Origin of the sequence: Flavobacterium mesophilum (assembly GCF_039581405.1) — a bacterium.
Classification (GTDB): domain Bacteria; phylum Bacteroidota; class Bacteroidia; order Flavobacteriales; family Flavobacteriaceae; genus Flavobacterium.
On record NZ_JBCPXZ010000006.1, the window covers coordinates 123,302 to 136,369 of the forward strand.

At 34.3% G+C, this 13,068-nt stretch carries 10 protein-coding genes; 8 read left to right on the forward strand and 2 right to left on the reverse strand.

The features are described 5' to 3' along the window. Positions 1 to 115 precede the first annotated feature (115 nt). The 3 genes from recO (at position 116) to AAYQ19_RS18195 (ending at position 4,752) form a co-directional block, all read left to right on the forward strand. Positions 116 to 829 (forward strand): DNA repair protein RecO, encoded by a 714-nt coding sequence (gene recO / locus AAYQ19_RS18185; RefSeq protein WP_343538228.1) that lies wholly within the window; start codon positions 116 to 118, stop codon positions 827 to 829. A gap of 130 nt (positions 830 to 959) precedes the next feature. Further along, positions 960 to 4,361 (forward strand): isoleucine--tRNA ligase, encoded by a 3,402-nt coding sequence (ileS, locus tag AAYQ19_RS18190; RefSeq protein ID WP_343538229.1) that lies wholly within the window; start codon positions 960 to 962, stop codon positions 4,359 to 4,361. A 10-nt stretch (positions 4,362 to 4,371) separates the two neighbouring features. Continuing rightward, positions 4,372 to 4,752 carry a TraR/DksA family transcriptional regulator gene (locus tag AAYQ19_RS18195; protein WP_012022792.1) on the forward strand — a complete coding sequence of 127 codons (381 nt, stop codon included), beginning with the start codon at positions 4,372 to 4,374 and terminating at the stop codon, positions 4,750 to 4,752. 249 nt (positions 4,753 to 5,001) lie between these two features. Here the strand turns inward: AAYQ19_RS18195 and AAYQ19_RS18200 are convergent, their stop codons facing one another. Both AAYQ19_RS18200 and AAYQ19_RS18205 read right to left on the reverse strand, forming a co-directional pair. Beyond that, positions 5,002 to 5,382, reverse strand: a complete 381-nt coding sequence (locus AAYQ19_RS18200; protein WP_343538237.1) for a hypothetical protein — start codon at positions 5,380 to 5,382, stop codon at positions 5,002 to 5,004. Between the two features lie 34 nt (positions 5,383 to 5,416). Next, positions 5,417 to 5,773, reverse strand: a complete 357-nt coding sequence (locus AAYQ19_RS18205; protein WP_343538238.1) for a roadblock/LC7 domain-containing protein — start codon at positions 5,771 to 5,773, stop codon at positions 5,417 to 5,419. Between the two features lie 177 nt (positions 5,774 to 5,950). Here AAYQ19_RS18205 and AAYQ19_RS18210 point away from each other — a divergent pair, with 177 nt between their 5' ends. The 5 genes from AAYQ19_RS18210 to AAYQ19_RS18230 all read left to right on the forward strand — a co-directional run bounded on the left by AAYQ19_RS18210 (position 5,951) and on the right by AAYQ19_RS18230 (position 13,064). Next, positions 5,951 to 6,166 (forward strand): hypothetical protein, encoded by a 216-nt coding sequence (locus tag AAYQ19_RS18210; protein WP_343538240.1) that lies wholly within the window; start codon positions 5,951 to 5,953, stop codon positions 6,164 to 6,166. Between the two features lie 123 nt (positions 6,167 to 6,289). After that, positions 6,290 to 6,895, forward strand: a complete 606-nt coding sequence (locus tag AAYQ19_RS18215; protein ID WP_343538242.1) for a lipoprotein signal peptidase — start codon at positions 6,290 to 6,292, stop codon at positions 6,893 to 6,895. A 160-nt stretch (positions 6,896 to 7,055) separates the two neighbouring features. Then, positions 7,056 to 10,214, forward strand: coding sequence for a UvrD-helicase domain-containing protein (locus AAYQ19_RS18220; protein WP_343538244.1), 3,159 nt, complete (start codon positions 7,056 to 7,058; stop codon positions 10,212 to 10,214). Positions 10,215 to 10,293: 79 nt separating this feature from the next. Beyond that, on the forward strand, positions 10,294 to 11,487 hold the full coding sequence (gene kbl, locus AAYQ19_RS18225) for a glycine C-acetyltransferase (protein WP_343538245.1): 1,194 nt from the start codon (positions 10,294 to 10,296) through the stop codon (positions 11,485 to 11,487). Positions 11,488 to 11,600: 113 nt separating this feature from the next. Continuing rightward, a complete protein-coding gene (locus AAYQ19_RS18230; RefSeq protein WP_343538247.1) occupies positions 11,601 to 13,064 on the forward strand; it encodes an OmpA family protein in 1,464 nt (487 codons plus the stop codon). Positions 13,065 to 13,068: the final 4 nt, after the last annotated feature.

Consider the following 13,068-nt stretch of genomic DNA (forward strand, 5'->3'; position numbering starts at 1 on the left):
ATAATTTTTTTTTCTAAATAATTTAAAAATCGAATAATAAGTTTAGTATTTGTAAAATCTAACATTCTGAAGTCTGAAAATCTAAAATCTGCAATCTAAAATCTAAAATTAGTTCGTGCAAGTTAAAACCAAAGCCATAGTAATCTCCTCTTTAAAATTTCAGGAAAAAAGCTTGATTGTAAAATGCTTTACACTATCAAGCGGTTTGAAATCTTACTTTGTTCGTGATGCTTTTTCAAGTCGGAAAGCAAGTCAAAAGATTGCTTATTTTCAGCCTTTGTCAATTTTAGAGATTGAAGCAGTTCATAAAAACAAAGGTACTTTGGAGAATTTCAAAGAGTTAAAAACTGCCGTTCCTTTTCAAACCATTCATACTGATATTTTCAAAAGTACGATGGTGATATTTTTGTCTGAAATGCTTCATCATTCCATTCAAGAAGAAGAAAAAAACGAACAGCTTTTTTTGTTTTTAGAAACCGCTTTGACTTGGCTGGATCATCATGACGAAATTTCAAATTTTCATTTAATTTTACTTTTAGAAATAACAAAATATTTAGGTTTTTATCCTGATATTTCAGAAATTAATCTGCCTCATTTTGAAATGAATGACGGTGTTTTTACACTCTTTCAAGGTGCAAGCATTTTATCGGAACATGAAACCAATTTGTTTAAAAAGTTGATTGATTTAAAATTCGATAACGATCAAAAAGTTTTTCATGTTGTGGAAAGGCAAATTCTTTTAAAAATCTTAATTGATTACTACAGTTTTCATTTGGAAGGATTCAAAAAACCTAAATCTTTAGAGATTTTAAAGGAAGTTTTCTCTTAAATCGACCAAAATAACAATATTTGTTGCGGAATCTACCTGAAATTTCCCGAAATCGGTCTTTTTTCCTTCATCTTTTCTCTATTTCACTCAAAATTCCTTACTTTCGCACCTCGTTAAAGAAAAGGATAAAATGAGTACAAAATTTACTGAATACAAAGGACTTGACTTGCCAACTGTAGCTTCTGAAGTTCTTGATTTTTGGAAGAAAGAAAATATATTTGAAAAGAGTGTAACAACTCGCGAAGGTGCTGAACCTTTCGTATTTTTTGAAGGTCCGCCTTCAGCAAACGGATTGCCTGGAATTCACCACGTAATGGCACGTGCGATTAAAGATATTTTTTGCAGATATAAAACTCAAAAAGGTTTTCAAGTAAAAAGAAAAGCTGGATGGGATACTCACGGTTTACCTGTTGAATTAGGTACCGAAAAAGAATTAGGAATTACAAAAGAAGATATTGGTAAAACAATTTCAATCGAAGAATATAACGAAGCGTGTAAAAAAACCGTTATGCGTTATACTGATGTATGGAATGATTTGACCGAAAAAATGGGCTATTGGGTTGATATGGAAGATCCGTATGTGACTTATAAACCAAAATATATGGAGTCTGTTTGGTGGCTTTTGAAACAAATCTACGATAAAGGTTTGTTGTACAAAGGATATACAATTCAGCCTTATTCTCCAAAAGCAGGAACTGGATTGTCTTCTCACGAAGTAAACCAGCCAGGAGCTTACCGCGATGTGACTGATACTACAATTGTAGCGCAGTTTAAAACACTTCCAGAAACGTTACCTTCATTCTTGCAAGGTTTTGGAGATATCCACATTTTAGCTTGGACGACAACTCCTTGGACACTGCCGTCAAATACCGCTTTGACTGTTGGTCCAAAAATCGATTATGTTTTAGTTAAAACTTTCAATCAATATACTTTTGAGCCAATTAATGTGATTTTGGCTAAAAACTTAGTTGGAAAACAATTCGGAAAAGGATTTTTCTTAAGTGAAGATGATGCTGATTTTGACAATGTTAAAAACGGCGACAAAAAACTTCCGTACAAAATCTTAACTGAAGCAAAAGGAGCAGATTTAGTAGAAATCCGTTATGAGCAATTATTACCTTATGTATTGCCTTATGAAAATGCTGAAAACGCATTTAGAGTAATCTCTGGTGATTTCGTTACAACCGAAGACGGAACCGGAATTGTGCATACAGCTCCGACTTTTGGTGCAGATGATGCTAAAGTGGCAAAAGAAGCAAAACCAGAAGTGCCGCCAATGTTGGTTTTGGACGAAAACGGAACTCCGGTTCCATTAGTAGATTTACAAGGAAAATTCACTTCTCATTTAGGTGATTTGGCCGGTAAATATGTTAAAAACGAATATTACGATGCAGGACAGGCTCCAGAGAAATCTGTAGATGTTGAAATCGCTATTCGTTTAAAAGAAGAAAACAAAGCTTTTAAAGTTGAAAAATACGTGCACAGTTATCCACACAGTTGGAGAACAGACGAGCCGTTATTATACTATCCTCTAGATTCATGGTTCATCAAAGTAACCGATGTAAAAGATAGAATGTTCGACCTGAACGAAACTATCAATTGGAAGCCTAAATCTACTGGTGAAGGACGTTTTGGAAATTGGCTTAAAAATGCCAACGATTGGAACTTATCTCGTTCTAGATATTGGGGAATTCCGTTGCCAATTTGGAGAACAGAAGATAAAACAGAAGAAGTTATTATCGGTTCTGTTGAAGAATTGTACAATGCAATCGAAAAATCGATCGAAGCAGGTTTCCAAAAAGAAAATCCGTTTAAAGGATTTGAAATCGGAAATATGTCTGAGTCCAATTATGATTTAATCGATTTACACAAAAATGTAGTTGATGGACTTACTTTAGTTTCGGCTTCTGGGAAACCAATGAAGCGCGAAAGTGATCTAATCGACGTTTGGTTTGATTCTGGAGCAATGCCTTATGCACAATGGCATTATCCTTTTGAGAACAAAGAAAAAATTGATGACAACAAAGATTTTCCAGCAAATTTCATTGCAGAAGGAGTAGACCAAACTCGTGGATGGTTCTATACTTTACATGCAATCGGAACTTTGGTTTTTGATAAAATTGCTTACAAAAACGTAGTTTCAAACGGTCTAGTTTTGGATAAAAATGGAATTAAAATGTCTAAGAGTAAAGGAAATACGATAGACCCATTTAAAACCATTGCAGAAAACGGTCCAGATGCTACGCGTTGGTACATGATTATGAATGCAAATCCGTGGGACAACTTGAAGTTTGACCTTGAAGGAATTGCTGAGGTTAAACGTAAATTCTTCGGAACACTTTACAATACCTATTCATTCTTCTCGTTATATGCTAACATCGACGGATTTAAATACGAAGAAGGTGAAATTCCGTTAAACGAAAGACCTGAAATCGATCAGTGGATTATTTCTGAATTACATTCGTTAATCAAATTTGTTGACGAATGCTACGAAGATTACGAGCCTACGAAAGCAACAAGAGCGATTTCTGACTTCGTTCAAGAGAATTTAAGTAACTGGTACGTTCGTTTATGCCGTCGTCGTTTCTGGAAAGGGGAATATGCAAAAGATAAAATTGCAGCTTACCAAACGCTTTATACTTGTTTGCTTACAATCAGTAAATTGAGCGCTCCAGTAGCTCCATTTTTTATGGACAAATTGTATCGCGATTTAACAACTTCGACGGGAAGTGAGGATTTTGCTAGTGTTCACTTGGCTGAATTCCCGAAATTTGTCGAAAACTTTGTTAATAAAACGTTAGAGAGCAAAATGCAGAAGGCGCAAACAATCTCTTCTTTGGTGTTGTCACTACGTAAAAAGGAGATGATTAAAGTTCGTCAACCTCTGCAAAAGGTAATGATTCCGGTACTTGACGACAATCAGCGTGCTGAAATAGAAGCTATTTCTGACCTTGTAAAGGCTGAGGTAAATGTTAAAGAAATCGAACTTTTAGACGATGCTTCAGGTATTTTGGTAAAACAAATTAAGCCTAATTTTAAGGCTCTTGGACCACGCTTTGGAAAAGATATGGGTCTGATTTCTAAAGAGATACAAGGTTTTTCTGCAGATCAGATCAATCAGTTGGACAAGCAAGGAACGCTTGATATTGTTATTTCTGGAAATAATGTAACTTTATCATTAGAAGACGTCGAAATAACATCGCAGGATATTGAAGGTTGGTTGGTTGCAAATTCAAACGGAATTACAGTTGCACTTGACATTACAATATCTGAAGAGTTGAAAAATGAAGGTATCGCGAGAGAATTGGTAAACAGAATTCAGAATATCCGTAAAGATTCAGGATTTGAAGTTACTGATAAGATCAAAGTACAGATAAAAAGAGATGGCATTTTAGAAGATGCTGTTTCAAAAAATGAAGACTATATTAAGTCTGAGACATTAACTGATGATTTGGTTTTTGTGGATGCTTTAGAAAACGGCACAGAAATTGAGTTTGATGATATTAGAACAATGATATTAATTTCAAAATAAGTATAATACCATGATAGATGAAATTACAAGATACTCAGACGCTGACTTAGCGGAGTTCAAAGAAATAATCCAAGCAAAAATTAAAAAAGCACAAGAAGATCTTGATTTGATCAAAAGTGCCTATATGAACGATTTGAATAACGGAACTGACGATACTTCTCCAACTTTTAAAGCTTTTGAAGAAGGTAGTGAGACCATGTCAAAAGAAGCAAACTCTCAGTTGGCTATCAGACAAGAGAAATTCATTCGTGACTTAAAAAACGCTTTATTCCGTGTTGAAAACAAAACATACGGTATTTGCAAAGTAACAGGTAAATTAATCAGCAAAGAAAGGCTTAAAATCGTTCCTCATGCAACAATGAGTATCGAAGCTAAAAACTTGCAACGATAAACACGTAGAAATACGTAAGAGAAAAGCGCTCCTTTAAGGAGCGCTTTTTTGTTTAATGTTTTGTCTATTCAATATTTGCGATAATCTTCATGATTTGAAAGAAATTATTTATAATTATTCAAAATTAATCGATGTTTAAAAACTTTATTTTTTGTAGGAATTGTAATTGCAGATCGCTTTCGGTTTTGCAATGGGTTTAAATAAAAAAAAACCGCCTTGTTACTGGCGGCTTTTCAAAGAATAAAATTATTACGCTAGATTTTTTTCAACATCACCTTTGTGTTTTTTCAAGATAGCTCTTGTCATTCCAAGATTTGCTTTAGAGGAATCTGCAGCAAGATAGATCATGAATTTTTTGTTTGGAGAAATGTCAATAATGTGAATTTGATTTGAAAGCGTAATCAAAATGTCTTCGATGTTTTGCTCCAAACCTAAGGCTTTTACGGCATTCAATTTAGCTTTTACAACTTCGAGGTTGTAAGCGGCTGCCAATTCAGGGTCAAAAGCCGGATCAATAGTTAAGTTTCCAAAGCTTAATCCGGATTCAATTTCAGTTACAGCTACTGCTATAAAGCCATTTACGTTGGTTTTCATTTCGTTTAAAAACACGTTTAAAAAATCGTTACTCATAATTTAGTGGTTTGTTGGGTTAATAGATTTATTGTTATTTCAATAGTGAATTCTTGCTCAACTCGGTTGATAATTCTTCTGTTGAACGCATTAATAAAGCCAGATTACTTCCTTCTTTCGAAAAAGCAACTACGAAATTGCTGCCGCTTATTTTGTTTCCAACAACAACTCCGTCTGAAGTTTTTAGCAGAAGTTGTTTTAAAGCGCCTTTGTCTAAATCACTCAAAAACTTTTCGCTCATCGATAAAATGGCCGCGCTCATTGCTGCAACGCTGTCACTGTAATCAACATGCAGTGAAGTAATCATTTTTCCTTTTTCGTTTAAAATTAATGCTGAGGTAGATTTGGTATTAACTAAAAAGTCGTTTAAAGTAGAAGTTATTTCATTCATGTTTTGTAGGATTTAGAAATATTGTTCAACCATTTTGGCGCTAACAGCTGTTTCGGGGCTTTTCTGTGGGTTTTGAATAAACAACTGTTAAAATTTGTTAACAAATATAAATTAAATTATGTATCATTGTAGTACCAAAGTGTTAATTATTTCATTTTTAATATAAAAACTTATATTATGGCTAAAGTGTTAAAATTCAAAGAGGTAAATTCTGATGTGGAGCATCGAATGAAGGATTTTGAGCAGATGCGTTTAAAATTGAAAGCAGCTATGAAAAAGGATGAAGCAAAAAAGACAAAGACAGAAAAAGAAAGCAAAGGCTTGCTAAAATCTATTTCTGTCTTTTTTGCTGATACTCCACAAGCTTCAGCAAACGGCACAGTTAAGAAATAAGCTTTTTTAGAAGCTTAAAATTAATGCAATGTTGCAATTCCTATTATTGTAAAAGAATTAACGCTCCTTATGGGGCGTTTTTTTTGATTTAATTGTTATTTTTGCCCATCAAAATTTTATAAAATGTCATTACGAAAAGCGTATTTCCTTATATTTTTAGTTTTAATTGTAGATCAATTGTCAAAAATTTATGTAAAAACAAACTTTATTCTTGGAGAAGAAGTAAAAGTGATGGGAACTGAGTGGTTTAAAATTCATTTTATTGAAAATGAAGGAATGGCTTGGGGAACAAAAATTCCTGGAGAATATGGAAAACTAATTTTGACAGTTTTTAGAATTTTTGCAGTTTTCGGAATTGGATGGTGGCTTTCAGATGCTATTAAAAAACGACATTCTACTTATCTAGTAGTGGCAATTGCTTTGATTTTTGCCGGAGCCGCTGGAAATATTATAGATTCTGTTTTCTACGGAGTTATTTTTGATGATAGCACGCATAATTTAGCGACTCTTTTTTCTCCTCGCCCTTACGGAAGTTGGTTTCATGGTTTAGTAGTTGATATGTTTTATTTCCCAATTTGGGAAGGAAATCTTCCAACTTGGTTGCCTGTTTTTGGAGGAAAACATTTTGCCTTCTTTAACGCAATTTTTAATGTTGCCGATGTCGCGATTTCTACCGGAGTTGGTATTTTATTAGTTTTCAATAAAAGAGCTTTCCCTAAGCACGCATAAATAATTTAAATTTTTTCAAATTCCAAATTTCAATATTCTATGCAATAAAAGTTGTAAAGATTGGAATTTGGAATTTTTGTTTTTTTTTGGAATTTGAAAATTTCACAGCATTGGGTTTTAATATTTATTGTACTATTTTTACAAGACAAAAAAACAAGCTATGCAAAGTCCGTCTTTCTCTATTTATGATGCTTCTGCAGGATCTGGAAAGACCTATACTTTGGTTAAGGAATATCTTAAAATTATTCTTTCTTCCCCTAAAAATGACGCTTACCGAAATATTCTAGCGATAACCTTTACCAATAAGGCGGTTCATGAAATGAAAAGTCGTATTGTTGGAAGTTTGTCTGAATTTGCAAAAGATGAACCTTCAGAAAAAGCAGTTGCTTTGATGGAAGACTTGTCTCGGGAAACGGGACTTTCAATTATTAAAATCAAAACAAAATCTCAAAATATTATAAAGCATCTTATTCATAATTATGCTGCTTTTGATATTTCGACTATTGATAAATTCACTCATAAAGTTATACGCGCTTTTGCTCATGATTTGAATCTTCCGATGACTTTTGAAGTTACATTGGATACTGAAAATTTATTGGTTGAAGCGGTTGATGCAATTATTGCTCAAGCCGGTCAAGATGAAACTTTGACAAAATTGCTCATCGATTTTACGATGGAAAAAACGGATGACGATAAAAGTTGGGATGTTTCTCGTGAAATCTTGGAAACAGGAAGATTGGTTTTGAATGAAAATAATCGGAATGAAATTTTGCATTTTCATGATAAATCGATCGAAGAATTTATTGAGATTAAAAAGAAAATGCTTGCGCTTTGTAAAGATTTAGAATCCGAAAATGAAAATTGGGCAAAAGAAGCGCTTGAATTAATTGATAAAAACGGAATTGATTTAAAATCATTTTCTCGTGGCACTTTTCCGAATCATTTAGAAAATATTCGCGACGGAAAATTCAATCCAAGAAATAAGACTTTTCATGAATTTGATGATATAGCGATTAATAAAACTGCGAAAGACAGAGCTTTAATTGAAAATATTATTCCAGAATTACTTCAGATTTTAAGCAAGATTTACAAGAATTTTGAAAAAAGGGATTTTTACAAAGCCTTTCTTAAAAATATAACCCCGCTTTCGCTGTTGAATACGGTAAGCAATGAGTTGGCAAAAATTCAATCGGAACAAAATATTTTGTCGATTTCAGAATTCAATGCGATTATTCATCGCGAAATTCAAAACCAGCCTGCGCCTTTTATTTATGAGCGTTTGGGTGAGCGTTATCGTCATTTTTTTATTGATGAATTTCAGGATACTTCTGAAATGCAATGGCAAAATTTGATTCCGCTTATTGATAATTCGCTTTCAGGTTTAGACGATTTGGGAAATAAAGGAACCCTGATGATTGTGGGAGATCCAAAACAATCTATTTACCGCTGGCGCGGAGGAAAAGCAGAACAGTTTATCGAACTTAGCAAAAACACAAATCCATTTAATAATCCCGATAAGGAAATCCGACACTTAAATACTAATTATAGAAGTTACAGTGAAGTCATTGATTTCAACAATAGGTTCTTCAAATTGATTTCCTCAGAGTTTTCAAATGAAGATTATAAAGATTTATATGAAAATCATAGTTTTCAGAATGCGAATTCAAAAAAAGGAGGCTATGTAAATATCTCATTTCTTCCGATTATTGAAAAAACAGATTCGGATGATGAAGATGAAACCCTTGAAAAGTCAGATTTGTATGTTTTGGCAACTTTAAACACTATTTTGAAAGTTGTTCAAGAAGGATTTCAGTATAGAGATATTGTTGTGCTGACTCGAAAAAGAGATCAAGGAATTGCAATAGCGAATTATTTGACAGAACAAAATATTCCGCTTTTGTCGTCAGAAACTTTGATGATTCAAAATGCGACAGAAGTCCGACTTATAATTCATCTTCTAAAATATTTGAACAACAGCGCTGATTTAGAATCGAAAGCAAATTTTCTTCATTTTATGGCTTCAAATGTGAATTCTGAAATGCCAATACATGATTTTATTGCGCAAGGAATGTCTAATAAAACAGAAGCTGATTTTGAAAAATGGCTTTTGACTTTTGATGTGTCGTTGTCTTTTGAAGATGTGCGAAAAAAGTCGCTATATGAAGCTGTAGAAATTATTATTTCTAAATTTATTTTGCCTTCTGAAGGAAATGCCTATGTCCAGTTTTTTATGGATATTGTTTTGGAGCGAGATATTCGAAATCAAGCAGGTGTCGCTGATTTTTTGGTTTACTGGGAAAAAAATGCGGAAAAATTCAGTATTCCGTCGCCAGAAGGGAATAACGCAGTTCGAATTATGACAATTCATAAATCGAAAGGTTTGGAGTTTCCAGTTGTGATTATGCCTTTTGCTGAAGAAGATTATAATCGAAAACCAAAAGATAAATTGTGGCTTGATACCGAAGATGCCGATTTAAATGTTCCTAAAGCTTTGATTGACAACAGCAGTGCGGTTGAGGGTTTTGGCGAAAGCGCTTCGGCTGTTTTTAATTTGAAAAAGCAGGAAGAGCTTTTGGACAATATTAATGTTTTGTATGTGGCTTTGACGCGTGCAGAAGAGCAGTTGTATGTTATCTCGCAGTCTTTCAAGGAAAGAAAAGATGGAGAATTCCCTAATAACATGGCCTCTTTTTTTATTAAATATTTGATTGGCCAAAATGTTTATGATCCCGAAAAATTAGAATATGAGTTTGGAAATCCTATTAAATTATCAGCTTCAGTTGAAGTGATTGATTCTGTAAAAGAAATCCCGATAGTAAAAGAAGTTTTGGATCCTAAAAATATAAAAATTGCCCAGCGCGAAGCTTTAATGTGGGGCACACATCAGCAGGAGGCAATATCTTATGGAAATATTATTCATGAGATTATGGCTTTTATTAAGGATAAGTCTGATCTTGATTTGGCTATTACGAAAGCAATTGAAGAGGGTTTGATTAAGTTTGATCAGAAAGATCAGGTTTTTAAAACACTGCAAGAAATTGTAAATCATTCGGAATTGAGTATTTGTTTTGAGGGTAAAAATAAAATTTTGAACGAACAAACCATTGTTCAAAAAGAAGGAAAAATCCTCAAGCCGGACCGAGTTGTGCTGACTTCGGATAAAAATGCTTATTTGTTGGATTACAAAACTGGTGCGATAAACTCGAAATACAAGCAACAAATTCAAGAATATCAAGATGCAATTGAAGATTTAGGATACAAAGTGTTAAAAAAGGCTTTGGTGTATATAGGAACCGAAATCGATGTAGTAAATTTGTGAAAAAATTAATCAGAAGTTAAGAAATTTGTGGCTTTTTGAAAATTAAGCTGTTAATTTTTAACGTTTTAAATAATAGGAAATGTACGGTAAAATTAAAGAACATCTGCAAAATGAATTGCAGACTATTGAAGAAAATGGAATTTTCAAAAAGGAGCGTATCATAACTTCGGCTCAAGGAGCTGAAATTACAATTTCAACAGGAGACACTGTTTTAAATTTTTGTGCGAACAATTATTTGGGGCTTTCTTCTCACCCAGAGGTAGTTCAGGCTGCAAAAGACGCCATGGATACTCATGGATTTGGAATGTCTTCAGTTCGTTTTATTTGTGGAACGCAGGATATTCACAAAACTTTAGAAAAAAAGATTGCCGATTTTTATGGAACGGAAGACACTATATTGTATGCGGCTGCTTTTGATGCAAATGGAGGTGTTTTTGAGCCATTATTAGGAGAAAACGATGCAATTATTTCGGACAGTTTAAATCATGCTTCAATTATAGATGGAGTTCGTCTATGTAAAGCAGCTCGCTATCGTTATGAAAATAGCAATATGGAAGACTTGGAGCAACAGTTGATTAAAGCTACAGAGGCAGGTTCTCGTTTCAAATTAATTGTTACCGATGGTGTTTTTTCAATGGACGGCTTGGTTGCTCCTCTTGACAAGATTTGTGACTTAGCTGACAAATACGATGCAATGGTAATGGTTGATGAATGTCATGCTGCTGGATTTATTGGTGCAACAGGAAAAGGAACTCTTGAGGCAAAAGGGGTAATGGGACGTGTTGATATTATTACTGGGACATTAGGTAAAGCTTTAGGTGGAGCGATGGGAGGTTACACTACAGCTAAAAAAGAAATTATTGAAATCTTGCGTCAGCGTTCTAGACCATATTTGTTTTCGAATTCATTGGCTCCTGCTATTGTGGGCGCTTCTATAAAGGTTTTCGAATTATTGGAAAAAGATACTACGTTACGAGATAAATTAGAGTGGAATACCAATTATTTTAAAGAGGGCATGAAAAAAGCCGGTTTTGACATCATTGATGGTGATTCTGCAATTGTGCCTGTTATGCTGTATGATGCAAAATTGTCTCAAACAATGGCTAATGAATTGCTGAAAGAAGGAATTTACGTAATCGGATTCTTCTTTCCAGTTGTTCCAAAAGATAAAGCAAGAATCCGAGTGCAACTTTCGGCGGCGCACACTAAAGAGCACTTGGACAAGGCGATAGCTGCATTTACATTAACAGGTAAAATGTTAAAAGTTATATAATTACCATATTCTGTAAATTTTTGTAGGTTTTTTTTAACATTTCATTTTGTATTTAAAAAATTTGGTGTTACTTTTGCTTGTAATTAACTAAATTGTAATTAAAAAAATTAAGTATGAAACATCTTAACAAACTTTTAGTTGCTGTGATGATGGTGATGGGTTTAAGTTCTCACGCACAAGACAGCAACAATCCATGGGCGATCTCATTTGGGGTTAATGCAGTGGATACTAGAACAAGTTCTGGAGCAGGAAATGGCTGGTTCGACCAACATTTTTCTCAGCCATTTGACGTAAAAGACAACTGGAACATTTTACCTTCTTTATCTTACATCGGTGTGTCTAGATATGTAGGTAGCGGATTCTCTGTAGGTCTAACAGGTTCTGTAAATAAGATTGATAAATTCGTTATTTTTGAACCAAACAATCCTGCAAATGACGGAAGAGGAAATGTAGTTGTTAATCCTGGTGATTTAATGTACTACGGAATTGATGCTACTATCAAATACAGCTTCCAAGAATTAATCAAATCTAAAGTGGTTGATCCTTCGTTATCTGTTGGTGGTGGATACACATTCTTCGGAGATAGCAGCTACGGAACTGTTAACCCAGGTGCTGGTTTAACTTTCTGGTTTACTGATGCTATTGGTCTTGAATTATCTACAAGATACAAATGGGCTGTTAGTGGTGATAGACAAGATGCTTCTGGAACTCCAGATGCTGTTTCTCACTTCCAACACATGGCTGGTTTGGTTTTCAAATTCGGAGGTAAAGATACTGACGGAGACGGAATCTACGATAAAGACGATGCTTGTCCAGATGTTGCTGGTTTAAAACAATTCAACGGATGTCCTGATACTGACGGAGACGGAATCGTTGATGCTTCTGACGCTTGTCCAGATGTATTTGGTTTAGCTGCATTAAACGGATGTCCTGATACAGACGGAGACGGAATTGCTGATAAAGATGATGCTTGTCCAGATGTTGCTGGTTTAGCTGCTTTAAAAGGTTGTCCTGATACAGACGGTGACGGAATCGCTGATAAAGATGACAAATGTCCTACAGTTGCTGGTCCAAAAGAAAACGGTGGTTGTCCAGTATTAGACGCTGACAAAGATGGTGTTGCTGATAAAGATGACGATTGTCCTACAGTATACGGACCTGCTAGTAACAGAGGTTGTCCAGAAGTTACTTCTGAGGCTTTAGAAGATCTTAAAGTTCAAGCAAGAGCGGTTTACTTCAACACAGGTAAAGCTACTTTCAAAACTGGAGATAAAGAAACTCAAGCTAGATTAGATGCTATTAAGCAAATCCTTATCAACTATCCAAACGCGAAATTCTCTATTGAAGGACACACAGATAGTACAGGTTCTGCTAAAGTAAACCAAAAACTTTCTGAAGACAGAGCTGCTGCTGTAATGAACGCTTTAATTGAAAGAGGTGTTAGCGCAGATAACTTAGTTTCTAAAGGATTTGGATCTTCTCAACCAGTTGCAAGTAACAAAACTGCTGCAGGTAAAGCACAAAACAGAAGAACTGAAATTAGACACATTGGTTCTAAATACGAAGGTAAACTATAATTTA